Origin of the sequence: Mesorhizobium sp. YM1C-6-2 (assembly GCF_003666685.1) — a bacterium.
GTDB lineage: Bacteria > Pseudomonadota > Alphaproteobacteria > Rhizobiales > Rhizobiaceae > Mesorhizobium_K.
Map to the genome: position 1 here is coordinate 256368 of NZ_RCIZ01000004.1, position 15337 is coordinate 271704.

Sequence of the window (15337 nt, forward strand, 5' to 3'; positions counted from 1 at the left end):
GACGGCGCGTTTCACAACGGTCCGCGAGAGAGTGGGAAGGCTCGACTTGCGGCCTTCCCGTACTCGAAATCGCTTACTTGTAAACAGGAGCAGCCGCGGGTTCTTCATAAACCGGCGGCGGAGCCTTACCCTTGCCTTTACCTTTACCGATGTTGGCACAGCCGGCAACGCTTGCGAGGGCGATGCTCGTAATGACCATGATCAGAATTCTGCTCATTCGCGGGGTCCTTTCCCGAGTCACGTACTGGTCGCAATTGCAAACCTACCTGCGAAATTCGCTGCAACCTAGTGCAGAAAAGTCACATATCGATTTTTGCGTCGTCTAATTTGAAGATTAACCATTGACCGGCGGGATTCGGCGGGCCGCGGCCGGGCGTCTATACTCAGATTATGACGACGCTCGTTCCCACGGGAGTACGATTGTAGAGGTCGATGACATCGTCATTGAGCAGGCGCACGCATCCGCTGGAAACCGCACGGCCGATCGACCACGGCTCATTGGTGCCGTGTACCCGGAACATGGTGTCCTTGCCGCCCCTGTATAGATAAAGAGCTCTTGCGCCCAGGGGGTTGTCAGGTCCGCCAGGAACGCCGCTGGCGTACTGCACGAGGCGCGGCTTCCGCCGCATCATATTCTCGGTAGGCGTCCAGGAAGGCCATTCCGCCTTGTGCCCGACGGTCGCATTCCCCTTGAGCGAGAGGCCCGCCTGACCGACACCGACGCCATAGCGCGTCGCCCAGCCGTCTCCTTCGACGAGATAGAGAAACTTGTCATCAGTGTTGACGACGATGCTTCCAGGTTCGCCGGCTCCGCGGTAGCGAACCCGCTGGCGGCGGTATTGCGGGTCGATCTGAGCCCGCCTGTCATAGGTGACGCCGTCGACCTCGACCAGATCGCGCGGTGCCAACCCGGGCGGCGCAGATACGCATCCACTCGCCGTGAGCGTCATTCCGATCCACAGTAGCTTTCGGCGGGTAAATTCGTGATTCATCCAGCTTACTGACAGCGTCGCTTCCAGATGGAATTAACACCGGAGGCCGGTTCTAGCCAATATCTAAACCAGTATTGAACCGTTCCGGGTTTTGTGTGTGCTATTATTGTTACAGGTGATCGAGGGGTCCTACAGTGACAGGCCCGCCGGGGCGGGCTGGAAGCGTAGACCCATCTGAGTTCGACGGTCTGCATCTCATGCCGCGTTGGTCGACACGTGGGGGAGGCAGTTGCTGCGGCTTGGGGCGTTCCTGGGTAGAGAGGTGCGCCGATCAACTCCGCCATTTCAGCATATAGGGCGTCCTGTGGTCCATTGATCATCTCCGTCAGGCCGACATATTGGCGCGCGGTCGCATCTAGGCCGAGGTTGGTAAGGTCAGATATCCTTTGAGAAGTTGAGGTTCTTGCTTTTATTCAAGCAAAGGAGCAATATTCGTACGGGCTTGGGAGTTTACCCGATGGGGTGGGGCTTCCTTATATTTACTTGTGGATTTTTCAGCGGCATCGCTTGCGTTGCTTGCTTGGCGCGACCCGCGTTTTGGCGCGAAACTGCTCCTGCAAGCGGAAAAAAAGTCGTTAGGAAAAGTGGAGAATGGAGCCGATTTTCCCGCGCGGCGATACAGTTTCGATGTGCTCTGGTGACATTGTTTCGGAGCTATGGTGAACACCATCTCTCCAACTTCAGAGATCAAATAGGCGGCATCGATTCAATTCAAGTAGATGGTAAGGACGTGATACTAGTTGCTTGCGATGACGTATATTTTGATCGGTTTGCTGTGCCACTGCTTCAATCCATGAACCAATTGCCCGAAACCTTCGTGACTCACATCCACCTCATGCGTCCGTCGAGCGCGACTATCGATGCCGTTACCCGCCTCGGCGACAGCCTGAATAACATCCAAGTCAGCTACACGACGGATGCGTGCAACGCGGCGTTTCCTGGCAATCTTGACTACATCTACTACGCCGCCGGGCGTTTCCTTGTGGCGCCTTATTTGCTGGAGAGAGGTGCCCGTCGTATCCTCGCAATCGACGTCGACTCCACGATGATCAAATCGCCTTGGCCTATCATTGATGGCTTGCCTCAGGAGATGACCGTCGGCTTCGTCTTTCGCGAAGACAAGAAGAACGCTTGGCAAAAAATCTTGGCCAATGCGGTTTTGCTGAAGAACGACCTGTCAGCGAAAACTTTCTCAAATAGGTTTGCACGAGCCCTTCTGGTTAATTTGGGCCGCCGCCAGCGATTTTGCGTCGATCAGATAGTCCCCTACTATCTGGTCAGGCTTTCCAGTTCAGCCATCCGTAGCCGCATCAGGGGGCTGCCGGCAAACATCATGGCTGTAGGGAAAACAGACGATGCCGCTTTCTGGACCGTTAAGGGCCGTGCGAAATGGCAGACATCCTCACCCGATCAGGCATTGATCACGGCCTAGGCGTTTAGGGTGGTGCGCAGTGCTGGCTGCCGTCGGCGTTCTACTGCCTGTGCATGCCGGTCTGGTGTCATTTTGAGAAGTTGAAGGGAAGGCTGCGAATCAGTAGAACGAACTGGGGGCGATCAGATAAGCGGTAACGATCCCCTTTCATGAGCAGCCCTCGGTCCGAGCTTTACAGAGAACTGCGGCGCAAGCCGCTCATGTTCGGGCGATCCTATCTCGCTGCTCTCACAGAACCCAGTCGGTGGGCTTATCGCCCGTGGGCCGATCAGGTCACATTCGTTTGCGGTTCACCTCACAGCGGTACCAGCGTTACTCTGCGGGTTATTGGTGAGCACCCGGCAGTTTACGCTCCCATGTATGAATCAGAGGCTTTCTTGAAGGCCATGCCGCCGTGGGGCATGCTGAGACGACTTCGGCGTGAGACTGTCGCCTCCGGTCGCCGCGTTCTGGTCGAGAAAACCCCTGACCATCTGAAGCACATCGAGCACATCCGGCGTTTGGTACCCGGGGCTCAATTCATCATAACCATCCGAGACGGACGTGATGTCGCCGCCTCGATAGCGCATCGCAAACACAGCTCATCCTCTGGCGTCAGGCGATGGCAGGCCGCCGCCGCCATCACGGCGCGCGAAGTGAACGCCCCCGATGTTCTCTGCCTCCGGTATGAGGACTTCGTGGATGATCCGATCGGGTACGTCCGCCGCATATGCGCATTTGTCGGAATTCCGTATCTGCGGGAAATGCTCGATTTCCACCGCCATCCGGTCCGCTACAACGGGCGCGACGGAAAGCAGAAGGGGACCGGCGTGGGTGGCGATCACCAACGGTTGAGGTCGTGGCAGATAAACCAGCCCATTTTTGACGGCAGGGGGCGATGGAAGCACGAACTATCGACCGAGGTCGCTGCCGCATTCAACGTTGGCGAACTCGGCTCGCTCATGCGGCAGTTCGGCTACAGTTAGCCGGGTAGTCGCTGCGCGGCCAGATTGTCGAGAGGAAACCACTGCCGCCATTGCTATTTCGCCGGTGTAGCCTTGGACTGCGTTTTCAGTGGCTGGCCAACCACTGCAGCCGCGGGCCAGGAACAGTCTGAACGAAGAACGTTGATCACAAGCGAATCGGCGGCAAGATGACGCAAAGGCCGGTACCGCAACTGGAAAGCGGATGAACTGCCGCGCCGTCTCAGCCGGTTGATAAAAGTAGGGCAAAATCACCAAACGGTGCAGCAAGATCAACGGTGGCGAAAACCGTTGGTGCCCAGAAGAGGACTCGAACCTCCACTCCTTGCGGAACACGGACCTGAACCGTGCGCGTCTACCAATTCCGCCATCTGGGCTGGTGCGGGCTCATGTAAGCGGGCCGGCCTGACCTGTCAACGCGCTTTTTCTTTTGCTTGATCCTGATCAAGGCGGCGCGGTCGATGCCGCGGCATCGTTGACGCGAACAGACAGGAGCGCATCGATGCCAACCGAAACAATCATTGTGCTGAGCGGCGTGATCGCCGCCTTCGCGTTTTTCACCGTGGCACTCACCTACAGCGACCTGACCTGGTCGAAATCGCCGCGGCGCAAGGGTGCCGGCCGGCGCTAGGAGCGGCGCCGGCAAGCTGCCGGAAAGCAAGAACGCCAAGACCTTTGCGGCCTTGTCGACCTCAGCAGGACTTGAACTCGGTTCGTCCCTAAGGGCGGACGGCGAGTGAGAACGGGGCGCGGCAGGCGAACGTCTGACCACCCCATGAATTGTGCCACAGTGGTCGGGGGGCTGGGGCGCAAGGCAGGCGGACGCGGAGGAATTTCAGCGTCCGCCTGCCGGAATCTTTCGGCAGGTCGAGCCGGCCGTTCGCAGACTGCAAGCTTAGCTGAGGATGTCCTTAGACTTCACCGTCGAATCAGCATTGAGCCGGTAGACGATCGGCACGCCGGTCGCGAGCTCGAGCTTGATGATCTCTTCGCCGGACTTCCCTTCCAGCGCCATGATCAGCGCCCGCAGCGAGTTGCCGTGCGCGGCGACCAGCACCGTCTCGCCACGCAGCACATGTGGCTGCATGACGTGCATGTAATAAGGCCAGACGCGCGCGCCGGTGTCCTTTAGGCTCTCGCCGCCCGGCGGCTGCACGTCGTAGGAGCGGCGCCAGATATGCACCTGCTCCTCGCCCCATTTGGCGCGCGCGTCGTCCTTGTTGAGGCCGGCGAGGTCGCCGTAGTCGCGCTCGTTCAGCGCCTGGTCGCGTATCGTCTTCAGGTCGCCCTGGCCGAGCGTGTCGAGGATGATCTGGCAGGTCTTCTGCGCGCGCTGCAGGGCGGAGGTGAAGGCGACGTCGAATTTCACGCCGCGCGCCTTCAGTTTGTCTGCGCCTGCCTTCGCTTCCTCGCGGCCGAGTTCGGTCAGGTCGACGTCGCGCCAGCCGGTGAAGAGGTTCTTCAGGTTCCATTCGCTCTGGCCGTGACGGACGAGCACGAGTGTGCCGGACATGGATGCTCCTATGGTTGCGGTCTGGTCGGGGGAAGGTTCATGAGGCCTGGCCGAGGCCGAGCACGTCGCGCATCGAATAGAGCCCGGCCTTCCTGCCGCGCGCCCACAGCGCGGCCTTGACGGCGCCGCGTGCAAAGATGGCGCGGTCCTCTGCGTGGTGGGAAAGCGTGATGCGTTCGCCCGGTCCGGCGAGGATGACGCTATGGTCGCCGACCACCGAGCCGCCGCGCAGGGTCGCGAAGCCGATCGTGCCTGCTTGCCGGGCGCCCGTATGGCCGTCGCGCACCCGCACGCTGTTCTCGCCAAGCGCGACCGCGCGGCCGTGCGCAGCCGCCTCGCCGAGCAGGAGCGCCGTGCCTGACGGCGCGTCGACCTTCATGCGGTGATGCATTTCGAGGATCTCGATGTCGAAGTCGTCGGGCCCAAGCGCCTTCGCAGCCTGCTCGACCAGCACCGCGAGCAGGTTGACGCCGAGGCTCATATTCCCTGATTTGACGATGGTCGCGTGGCGGGCGGCGGCTGCGATCCGGGCGTCATCCTCGGCGCTGCAGCCGGTGGTGCCGATGACGTGCACGATGCGCGCCTGCGCGGCGTAGCCGGCGAACTCGACGGTCGCCGCGGGCGTGGTGAAATCGAGCACACCGTCGGCCTTGGCGAAGGCGGGCAGGGGATCGTCGGTGATCGCCACGCCGAGCTGGCCGACACCTGCCAGCAGTCCGGCATCCTGGCCGATCTGGGGCGAGCCCTTGCGCTCGATCGCGGCGGCGACTTTCGCTCCCGGCACGGTGGAGATCGCCCGGATCAGAGCCTGGCCCATGCGGCCGGCTGCTCCGACCACGACGAGGCCCATATCTGCGGACTGGTCGCTCATGTCTTTTTCCTTTCCGCGCTCAGTTCCGCCAGCGCCTGCCGGCCGTCTCGACGCCGAATGTATGCGGCGCGCGCGCATAGGCGGCCAGCCCGGCCAACGCGCCAAGTGGATCGGTGATCACATAGACCGGAATCTCGGCCATCCATTCGCTGTGCGGCGCCTTGTCATTGAAGGCCGCACGGAAATTGCCTGATTTAAGGGCCGGGATGATCTTCTGGGCGATGCCGCCGGCAAGGTAGACGCCACCCTGCGCCTTGAAGACAAGCGCGACGTCACCTGCCGTACGGCCGAGGCAGGTGGCAAAGAGCGCCAGTGCTTCTTCCGCGACAGGATCGGTCTTATCGAGTGCCGCTTTCGCGACCTCGGCCGGCGTGGCGAAAACCGGCGTCTTGCCGTCGGCGATGGCGACGGCGCGGTAGGTGTTGACCAGGCCGCGGCCTGAGAGGATCTGCTCACCCGAGACGCGCCCCTCCAGCGGCTCGATATGCGGCCAGATCTGATAGTCGCGCGGCGTGCGCGGACCGATGTCCATATGACCGCCTTCACCGGGCACGGGTATCCATTTCCCGTCGGTTTTGAGCAGGCCCGCCACGCCAAGCCCTGTGCCGGGGCCGAGCACGGCGCGGCCGGCATGCGCCTGGGACTCTCCGCCGCCGATCTTCTCCACATGATGGTCGCCCAGCGCGACGACGGCGAGCGCCTGCGCCTCGAAATCGTTGAGGATCATGACGTCGGTCAGGCCGACGGTGGCCGCCATGCCTTTCGGCTTCACGACCCAGGGACAGTTGGTGAGGGGAATTTCGTCGCCGATCACCGGGCCGGCGATCGCCAGCAGGGCTGAACGCGGCCTGACGCCGAGTTTTTCCAGGACAACGGAGCGGATCGCGTCGTCGATTGTGGAGAAGTCGGCGGTATAGACGATCCGGGGCTCACCCGTCGCCGCGCCGGCATGCTCGATCACGGCAAAGCGCGCATTGGTGCCGCCGATGTCGCCGACCAATATTGGAAACTCGAACGCCTCGGCCTGCTCTCCGGCGGCCGTCACGCTTCCGTCCGTCATGTCCCCGTCAGTCATACCCTATCTGCCCCTGGCGACTTCGGCTGCCTGCACAGGCAGTTGACGCAATCCTCCGGCCGCTCGTCTGTCGGCCCGGAACGGCCAGAGCTATAGGCAGGTTTGGCCGTTGAAGAAAGGGCGAACTGACCGGCGGTTTCGTGACATTTGGCGTCTTGCTGGCGATCAACCATCGGTGAACGGCTCCCACCCCCCTGTGGAAAATTCCGGCAGCCGCATTATCTTGAAAAGAGTGCAGGTCGCGGTTTGCGTGACCCGTCATGCAAGACGCCAGCACAAGAGCCGCGGCCGCCCGGATCGTATCCAGATCGCAGGAGGAATGGTCATGAGCTTCCATGTCTATGCAAACGCTGCCGGCACCCTGAACCATGTGAGCGTGCGCAGGATCGGTATCGGCGATCTTTTCGACGCTCTTCGCGGGGGCCTTGACGATTTCATGGCCAAGCCCTCCCACGTCGTCTTCATCATTATCATCTATCCTATCGTCGGTGTCCTGCTCGCCGCCTGGACCTCATCCAATGCAAGCGCTCTGCCGATGCTCTTTCCGTTGATGTCCGGCTTCGCCTTGATCGGCCCGTTCGCTGCGCTCGGCCTCTATGAGATCAGCCGGCGGCGCGAGGAAGGGCTCGACACTTCCTGGTCGCACGCTTTCGACGTTCGCCACTCGCCCGCGCTCCCGTCGATCGCGGCGGTGGGCATAATGCTGTTTGCGATCTTCATCACCTGGCTGCTGGTCGCCCAGGCACTTTACGTGCACACATTCGGTCCGACTCCGCCGGCTTCGCTCTCAAGCTTCCTCAACGAGATATTCCAGACCGAGCATGGCCGCATGCTGCTGATCGCCGGCAACGCGATCGGGTTCGTTTTCGCTGCGATCGTGCTTTGCACGACCGTCATCGCCTTCCCGCTGCTGCTCGACCGCGACGTCGGCGCCTACGAGGCCATCCACGCTTCGGTGCGTGCGGTCGCGGCCAACCCGCTGCAGATGCTGGTCTGGGGCCTGATCGTCGCCGTGCTGCTCGCCATCGGGTCGCTGCCACTCTTTGCCGGGCTGACGGTGGTGCTGCCGATCCTCGGCCACGCGACCTGGCATCTCTACCGCAAGGTAATCGAGCCTGCGCCCACTTCGGCGCGGATTGGTTCCGTTGCGGCCTAGGCGCGGCCGGCGACCCTCCGACGGATCGGCGCCTGCAATCGACTTCGAGAACGCGTTCTGCTTGAATGCGCCTCGAAGCGCCGCCGGCACTTTGACGCAGACGGAGGTAATCGGATGAGGAAGCTTCTGTTGGCGGGCGCCATGTTGCTGGCCGCTTCCGCCGCCTTCGGTGAGCCGGCCTATTCCATCACCAATATGAGCTGCGCCAGCGTCCAGGCCGCCGTGCAGGCCAACGGCTCAGTCGTCCTTCGCTGGCGCTCACGGAGCGGCATGCCGCTTTACGGCCGCTACGTGTCGGACCGGCGGTTCTGCTGGTCGGGCGAGATCGTCACCTTCGCCAGCGTTCCGGCGGCCGACAAGTCCTGCAGCGTCAAGAAGTGCGTCCTGAAGATCCACAACCGCTTCTGACCTTGCGATGCGCAAGAACCCCGAAGGGTAGCGCTACCAACTTCCTTGCGCATTGAAATGGGCTTGGCTAGTTTCCCTTGGGTCGGCGCCGGGAGGAAAACGATGCCGCTGCGAAACGCTCATCAGGAGGAGAGCAATTCCATGAACAGACGTGAGTTTTTGGTATCGTCGGTGGCCGTCGGCGCGTTGGCGCTCGGGGCGCCCGCTGCATTCGCACAGGACAAGCTGACCATATTGGGTTCGGTGCCCAGCCTCAGCTTCCCGTTCTTCGTGCACATGCTGAACCAGATCAAGGTCGAGGCTGAAGCCCAGGGCGTCAACCTCATCGAAAGCGACGGCCAGAATTCCGCGCCGAAGCAGACTGCCGACATCGAGGCGGCCATCGTCCAGAAGGTCAACGCGATCGTCATCTCGCCGCTTGACGTCAACGCGCTTGCGCCCGCCGTCGAGCAGGCGATCCAGGCCAGCATCCCCGTCGTCACCATCGACCGCCGCGTCGATGGCGTCGAGGGCATCCTCGCCCATGTCGGCGCCGACAACGTCAAGGGCGGCGAGGCGGAAGCCCAGGCCGTCGTCGATGCCTTCCCGGACGGTGCGAAGCTCTTCCACCTGCAGGGCCAGCCCGGCGCCGGCCCGGCGATCGACCGCAACAAGGGCGTTCACAATGTCCTCGATCCGCTGAAGGACAAGTACCAGATCGTCTTCGAGCAGACCGCGAACTTCGCGCGCGCCGAAGCCCTGTCGGTGACCGAGGCCGGCCTCGCCGCCAACGGCAAGCCGGACGCGATCATTTGCGCCAATGACGATATGGCTCTCGGCGCCATGGAAGCCTGCGCGGCGCGTGGCTTCAATGACGTCAAGATCTACGGCTTCGATGCGCTTCCCGAGGCGCTGGTGGCGGTGCGCGACGGCAAGCTTGCCGGCACGGTCGAGCAGTTCCCCGGCGAGCAGTCCCGCACGGCGGTGCGTATCGCCGTCGCCTACGTCAAGGACAAGACGGAGCCTGCCGAGAAGCTCGTGCTGCTGACGCCAATCGTCATCGGCAAGGACAATCTCGACAAGGCCGAGCGCCTCGGGGAAACCCAGTAGCGCGACTAGAACGGCTGCAGGCCGGCCCGCCCGATAACGGGGCCGGCCTGCGTTCTTCGGATGTCCATTCCGCGGGGAGAGAAGCTTGTCTCTAGCGCAAGCCGCAACAGCGCCGGCTGACGACGTGCTCCTCGCGGTCGAGGGCGTCACCAAGCATTTCGCCGGCGTGACGGCGCTGAACGACGTATCGCTCGACGTAAGGCGCGGCGAGATCCTCGGCTTGCTCGGCGAAAACGGTGCCGGCAAGTCGACGCTGCTCAAGATATTGTCGGGCGTGCAGCCGCCGTCGAGCGGGCGCATCCTCTTCGACGGCGCCGAATTCAAGCCGGCAAGCCCGGAGGAATCCAAGCGGGCGGGCATCGTCACCATCTACCAGGAGCTCAGCCTGGTCCCGACGCTGACGGTGGCGGAGAACATATTCATCGGCCGCGCGCCGACCGGGCCGCTCGGACTGGTGAACTGGAAGAAGATGGTGGAGGATTCGCGCCAGATCATCGGCCGCGTCGGGCTGACCATCGATCCGCGCACGCCGGTTTCGGTTCTTTCAGTCGCCGAGCAGCAACTGGTCGAGATCGCGCGCGCGCTGTCGCTCGAAAGCCGCCTCATCATCATGGACGAGCCGACCTCGGCGCTGACGGAATCCGAGGTGCAGCGGCTGCTCGCGATCATGGACAGGCTGCGCAAGGACGGCGTCGCCATCATGTTCGTGACGCATCGCCTGGAGGAGGCATCGTTCATCTGCGACCGCATGACGGTGCTGCGCGACGGCAGGCTTGCCGGCCATCTGGATCGCGAAAACGGCGAACCGGTCCAGATACCGAAGATCATCGAAAGGATGGTCGGCCGCGCCGCTTCCGAGCTTTATGCACGGCCGCACAAGCGCGAGGTTCCGGACGAGGTCAGGCTTTCGGTGCGCGGCCTGCGCACCGTGCGCGATCCCGAAGCGCCGCATGCCATCGTGCTCGAGGGCGTCGACCTCGATCTCAAGGCCGGCGAGATCCTCGGCGTGGCCGGCCTCGTCGGCTCCGGCCGCACCGAGCTTGCGCGCGCCATCTTCGGCGCCGACCGTATCGCCGCCGGCACCATCACGCTGGACGGCAAGCCGATCGCGCCGCAATCCCCCGCCGACGCAATCCGGCTCGGCATCGGGCTGGTGCCGGAGGACCGCAAGCACCAGGCGATCTTCGCCGCGCTCGGCATCCTCACCAATTTTTCGGTGGCGGCGCTCGGCCGCTTCAGCAACGGTTTTGGGTTCATGGCTGAACGGCGCGAGCGCGAGGCGCTGTCAAACTACAAGAAGATGCTGTCGATCCGCATGGCCTCGCCGGAACAGGCGATGGAAGGCCTTTCCGGCGGCAACCAGCAGAAGGTCGTGCTCGCCCGCTGGCTGGCGCGCGACCCCAAGGTGCTGATCGTCGACGAGCCGACGCGCGGCGTCGACGTCGGCGCCAAGGCCGAGGTGCACCAGATATTGGTACAGCTCGCCGAGCGCGGCATCGCCATCCTGATGATCTCGTCCGAGCTGCCGGAAGTGCTTGCGGTGTCCGACAGGATCGTCACCATGCGGCGCGGACGGATCACCGGCGAGATGCCCGCCATCGAGGCGACGGAGGAGAGGCTGATGGAGCTGATGGCGCTCGACAGGCGGGAGGGGAGGGCGCAATGAGCAGCACGGTGGAACAGGACGGACGCGGCGGCGTCAATCTCACGCGCCTGATGGTGAATTTCGGGCCGCTCATCTTCCTTGCGGCGCTGATGATCGTCTTCACGGTGATGAGCCCGAACTTCATCGACCCGCTCAACATCTTCAACATATTGCGCCAGATCTCGATCACCGGCCTGATCGCGCTCGGCATGACCTTCGTCATCCTCACAGCCGGCATCGACCTTTCGGTCGGCTCGCTGCTCGCGCTCTGCGGCATGGTGGCGGCAGTGGTGGCCAAGGGCGGCACGGCCAACACGCTGTCGCTTTCGGCGTCCGGCGGAACCGGCTACGGCTGGTTCGCGGCGCTGCTCGCCGCGGTCGCGGTCGGCGCGCTCGCCGGTTATGTGCAGGGCCTCGCCATCACGCGCCTCAAGGTGCCGCCCTTCGTGGTCACGCTCGGCGGCCTGACCATCTTCCGCGGGCTGACGCTGACCATCTCCAACGGCGGACCCATCTCCGGTTTCGACGCCTCCATGCGCTGGTTCGGCAACGGGATGGTCGGCCCGGTTCCGGTGCCGGTGATCATCTTCGCGGTTGCCGCCATCCTCTGCCACATCGTGCTGCGCTACACGCGCTACGGCCGCGCCGTCTATGCCGTCGGCGGCAATGCCGAGGCCGCGCGGCTCTCGGGCCTGCGCGTCGACCGCGTCCTCGTCTCGGTCTATGTGATCGTCGGCTTCTTCGCGGGGCTGGCGGCCTTCGTGCTGTCGGCGCGGCTGAACTCGTCGGAAGCCGTCGCCGGCATGGGCTACGAGCTGACGGTGATCTCGGCCGTCGTCATCGGCGGTACCTCGCTTTTCGGCGGCATCGGCAGCGTCGGCGGCACCGTGGTGGGCGCCGCGCTCATCGGCGTGCTGCAGAACGGGCTGCAGTTCAACAATGTGTCGTCCTACACGCAGTCGATCGTCATAGGCCTGATCCTGATCCTCGCCGTTGCTTTCGACCGCTTCCTGAAATCGCGCGTCAGGCGCTGACGCGATTCGGCGCATTTGCTTGCCATGGCTGGGTCCTTGGTTGAGCGCGTGTTTCATCATCGCCACGCCCTGCTTTCGCAATCTGGCCGTTGAAAGATGTGGGAGGCGGCGCATGGCTGCGACGTCTTCTAAGTAATCTAGTTGACGCGCAGCCATGCGCCGCCGGCGTTTTTTCCCGCTGCCGTTCCCGGTCCATCCCCTTCCGATAGGCTGGAGGAGCGGGCGCGCAGGCCAGCACCGGGACCGGAGCCGCCCATGTGACCAACACGGGACGCGATCCAGCGCCACACTTGCCTGGATGGAGGTCGTGTACACCCGTTCCCACAAGCAAGCTGCTGACGAGGAGTATGCGGGAGGCGGCAGGGGTGTTGGTAAAATGGTAGGGCGAGGAGAGGCTGAAATCGTATAAGTGATTGATTTCAGGCTAATAAAAATTTCCTTCCTCGAAAAACTTGTTCACCGCTTACGCAGAGGCCGTGAAACCGATTCGGCCAGGTTTATCGACTGCCGCCCCAAGCAGCCGCGTAAGAGTCCACCCTCCGCAGAGCCCACCTTCCGCCTCCATCAAGCAACTTTTGAAAAGGGGAGGGGTGCAGAGCGAGGCAGGCAGGACGATAGGGGCAACGCTAACCTGCGATTACCCCTATCCATCGGACGAATACCGGTTTTCAATTACGACGCGTTGGCAGCGTCTCTCCTTGCTATTTGCCGGAGCTTCTCGCCTTCGTGATGGGCGGCTTGCCTGCGACGGCGCGCTCCAGGATCGGAACGCACACGTCGAGATCGTGCGTCGCCAAATGGGAATAGCGCATCGTCATCTGCAGCGTCTGGTGGCCGAGCCACATCTGGACACGCCTGATGTCGACGCCGCCGCGCACCAAGCGGGACGCACAGGTGTGCCGGAGGCAGTGCGGAACCAGTTCCATGTCGGTACCGAGGCCGATCGCGCCCTTGGCTTCGTGCCAGACGGCGCGGAACTGGTACTGCTTGATCTTGCCGAAGGGGCCGGATTTTTCACGTTCCATCGAACGGAGGATCTCGCGGACACGCTCGGTCAACGGCACGGTGCGGCTTCTGCCGGATTTTGTCAGCCAGAACGTTGCGGTGCCGTCGTGGACATCGTTCCAGTGCAGCCCGGTTGCCTCGCCGAGCCGTGCACCGGTGTCGACGAGGAACACCGCGAGTTGCCAGTAATGCTCCGAACGGAGGCGAATCTCGGCGAACAGCCTCTCCTCCTCGTCGATCTCGAGGAAACGGATACGGCCGCTTCGCTCCTTCTGACGGCGAAACTCGGGAAGGCTGTAGATATCCCCCATTTTGCAAGCCTTGCGGAGCAACTTGCTGAGCGCAGCCATCTTCCGATTGATGGTTGCGTTGCTGTTGCCGCGCTCGCGGAGCGTCCCGATCAGATCGTCCAGCGTCTCCTGGCTGAAGGTGCTGAACCTCTTGTTCAGGAATATCTCGTCGATCTCGCCCAAAAAGGACTTCACATTCTCCTTGTGCCTGCCTTCGTCCCACAGGATCGGGCCGTAGGCGGCGAACAATTCCGAGATTGTGAAGGCTTCGACCTTCTTGACCAGTCGATTGGCGCCGAAAGAATAACTTACGCTGCTTGCACTTGTATCGGCAGCATCAGCAAAGTCCTGACCCTGCGCAGCGCTCATCCAGTTTTGCATTTTTTCCCATCCCCCACCTGAAGGCTACGGCCTTAGGCGGTTTGGACGAAGCGTTTTTTTAACTGGAATGGTGAGTCGGCTACCAGTTACGCCCCCCGGCGCTCCGTTCCTTTCCTTGTTGTTGCAAAAAAGACACGGCCCGCCTTCGAAAAGGCGGGCCGCTTGACTGTTTCAGACTGCCGGCATGCCGGATCAGCCGCCGAAGTTCGCCTGCAGACGGAGATAGCCGCCCCAAGCATCGGCATCATCGACGTCGAAGTTGTCGACATAGACGATTTCCGGAATGACGTGGAAGTTGTGGACCAGCTCGTAGTCAACGTTGACGGCGGTCGAGAAGTTCTCGAGGTCGTCATAGCCAACTTCGAAGTTGAGCGTGGCCTTCTCGTTGAAGGCCCAAGCGCCACCGACCCACACGGCCCAGTCGCCCTGCCACTGGCCGTAGTAGTTCGGGCTGTCGCCATCGAGGTTAACAAACCCAGGGGCGTTGTCGTTCCAGTCGTCGTCAACCGACTTCCAGCCGGCCATCACGAAGAGCGACAGAGCGTCGGAAGCGTTGAAGTCGACGCGACCCTTGACCGCGACTTCTTCCCAGACGGAGTCATAACCAATGACACCGGAGACACCGCCCCAACCGCCGGTCCAGCCGACGCCGCCAACCACGTGCGGCACGTAGCTGTCAATGGTGAAGCTGTTGTCGAACGGCGCCGGAGCCAGGCCGAACGGATTGTAGTCGCCATCGCCCGTTTCGAGAGCGACTGCAGCGGTGAAGCCGTTGCCGCCGTTGAAGGTGTAGGCGATCTGGTGGGTTCCGAACGGACCGTAGGGAACGAGACCGTCGTTCGAGACGCCCGACGAGTAGCCGGTGAAGGTCGAGAACAGCGAGTCGGTCTTACCGATGCGGAAACCGCCGAGCTCGATATAAGCGTGCTCGATGGCGACATAGTCATAGGCATCCGTGATGGCGAAGTTGGGCTGATTAGCACCCTCCAACACATCACCGGTGTCGTAGTTGAAGTTGATCTGGGCGTAGGTGCGCAGGGTGCCGAGTTCGGTTTCCGCACGGCTATCAACGCGAAGCGCGAAACGAACGCGCTTGAAATAGGTGTCGTCGGTCTCGAAGCCCGGGTTGCCGTCGAACACGGAATCGCGATCCAGAGCATTGTTGATGCCCAGAGCGTCGCCGACGCCGATGTCGTAGCGCATGTAGCCGGAGACCTTGAGGCAGGTCTCGGTGCCGGGGATGTAGTAGAAGCCGACGCCGTACGTGTCGCAGACGCGCACGTATTCCATCGGTTCCGGTTCGGCGATCACCACCGCGTCGGCGGCGCGCGCACCGGACACTGCGACGAGAGCCGCAGCGGAGCCGAGAAGCAGGCCCTTGATGTTCATTTTCTGACCTCCAGTCTAAAAAAGCGGAGGCCTCACATTTCGGGTCCTCTTCCGGGCTATTTTGCCGGAATTCAGATCGAAAAAATCAACAATTT

15 protein-coding genes and 1 tRNA gene are annotated in these 15337 nt (G+C 62.4%); 8 read left to right on the plus strand and 8 right to left on the minus strand.

The features are described 5' to 3' along the window. Nucleotides 1–73: 73 nt before the first annotated feature. Nucleotides 74–217 (minus strand): ABC transporter, encoded by a 144-nt coding sequence (locus D8676_RS13050; protein WP_121581324.1) that lies wholly within the window; start codon nucleotides 215–217, stop codon nucleotides 74–76. Between the two features lie 166 nt (nucleotides 218–383). Continuing rightward, complete coding sequence (locus D8676_RS13055; RefSeq protein ID WP_121581325.1) at nucleotides 384–992, minus strand: L,D-transpeptidase; 609 nt, start codon at nucleotides 990–992, stop codon at nucleotides 384–386. 403 nt (nucleotides 993–1395) lie between these two features. Between D8676_RS13055 and D8676_RS13060 the strand changes: the two genes are divergently transcribed. Next, nucleotides 1396–2424: a hypothetical protein gene (locus tag D8676_RS13060; RefSeq protein ID WP_147448192.1), complete on the plus strand. Its 1029-nt coding sequence runs from the start codon at nucleotides 1396–1398 to the stop codon at nucleotides 2422–2424. A gap of 386 nt (nucleotides 2425–2810) precedes the next feature. Next, nucleotides 2811–3389: a sulfotransferase gene (locus D8676_RS13065; protein ID WP_348629015.1), complete on the plus strand. Its 579-nt coding sequence runs from the start codon at nucleotides 2811–2813 to the stop codon at nucleotides 3387–3389. Nucleotides 3390–3678: 289 nt separating this feature from the next. Here D8676_RS13065 and D8676_RS13070 read toward each other — a convergent pair. Then, nucleotides 3679–3763, minus strand: a tRNA-Leu gene (locus tag D8676_RS13070). A 125-nt stretch (nucleotides 3764–3888) separates the two neighbouring features. Between D8676_RS13070 and D8676_RS27845 the strand changes: the two genes are divergently transcribed. Beyond that, nucleotides 3889–4017 (plus strand): hypothetical protein, encoded by a 129-nt coding sequence (locus D8676_RS27845; RefSeq protein ID WP_281034281.1) that lies wholly within the window; start codon nucleotides 3889–3891, stop codon nucleotides 4015–4017. A 264-nt stretch (nucleotides 4018–4281) separates the two neighbouring features. Here D8676_RS27845 and D8676_RS13075 read toward each other — a convergent pair whose 3' ends face one another. From D8676_RS13075 to D8676_RS13085, 3 genes are read right to left on the minus strand one after another with little or no spacing between them, the layout of a single operon-like run. Then, nucleotides 4282–4899, minus strand: coding sequence for a 2,3-bisphosphoglycerate-dependent phosphoglycerate mutase (locus D8676_RS13075; protein ID WP_121581328.1), 618 nt, complete (start codon nucleotides 4897–4899; stop codon nucleotides 4282–4284). A 37-nt stretch (nucleotides 4900–4936) separates the two neighbouring features. Next, a complete protein-coding gene (gene dapB, locus D8676_RS13080) occupies nucleotides 4937–5770 on the minus strand; it encodes a 4-hydroxy-tetrahydrodipicolinate reductase (RefSeq protein WP_121581329.1) in 834 nt (277 codons plus the stop codon). 19 nt (nucleotides 5771–5789) lie between these two features. Next, complete coding sequence (locus D8676_RS13085) at nucleotides 5790–6830, minus strand: glucokinase (protein WP_121581616.1); 1041 nt, start codon at nucleotides 6828–6830, stop codon at nucleotides 5790–5792. 334 nt (nucleotides 6831–7164) lie between these two features. On the opposite strand from D8676_RS13085, the gene D8676_RS13090 reads away from it, so the two are divergent. The 5 genes from D8676_RS13090 to D8676_RS13110 all read left to right on the plus strand — a co-directional run bounded on the left by D8676_RS13090 (nucleotide 7165) and on the right by D8676_RS13110 (nucleotide 12177). Next, complete coding sequence (locus D8676_RS13090; protein WP_121581330.1) at nucleotides 7165–8001, plus strand: DUF2189 domain-containing protein; 837 nt, start codon at nucleotides 7165–7167, stop codon at nucleotides 7999–8001. Nucleotides 8002–8115: 114 nt separating this feature from the next. Next, nucleotides 8116–8409, plus strand: a complete 294-nt coding sequence (locus tag D8676_RS13095; RefSeq protein ID WP_121581331.1) for a hypothetical protein — start codon at nucleotides 8116–8118, stop codon at nucleotides 8407–8409. A 141-nt stretch (nucleotides 8410–8550) separates the two neighbouring features. After that, on the plus strand, nucleotides 8551–9498 hold the full coding sequence (locus D8676_RS13100) for a substrate-binding domain-containing protein (RefSeq protein WP_121581618.1): 948 nt from the start codon (nucleotides 8551–8553) through the stop codon (nucleotides 9496–9498). An 85-nt stretch (nucleotides 9499–9583) separates the two neighbouring features. Further along, on the plus strand, nucleotides 9584–11164 hold the full coding sequence (locus D8676_RS13105; RefSeq protein ID WP_121581332.1) for a sugar ABC transporter ATP-binding protein: 1581 nt from the start codon (nucleotides 9584–9586) through the stop codon (nucleotides 11162–11164). Next, nucleotides 11161–12177: an ABC transporter permease gene (locus tag D8676_RS13110; protein ID WP_121581333.1), complete on the plus strand. Its 1017-nt coding sequence runs from the start codon at nucleotides 11161–11163 to the stop codon at nucleotides 12175–12177. Before D8676_RS13105 ends, D8676_RS13110 begins: the two co-directional genes overlap by 4 nt. A 701-nt stretch (nucleotides 12178–12878) precedes the next feature. Here D8676_RS13110 and D8676_RS13115 read toward each other — a convergent pair. Then, entirely contained in the window at nucleotides 12879–13841 is a 963-nt protein-coding gene (locus tag D8676_RS13115) for a site-specific integrase (protein WP_121581334.1), read from the minus strand. A 204-nt stretch (nucleotides 13842–14045) separates the two neighbouring features. Continuing rightward, on the minus strand, nucleotides 14046–15242 hold the full coding sequence (locus D8676_RS13120) for a porin (protein WP_121581335.1): 1197 nt from the start codon (nucleotides 15240–15242) through the stop codon (nucleotides 14046–14048). Nucleotides 15243–15337 lie beyond the last annotated feature (95 nt).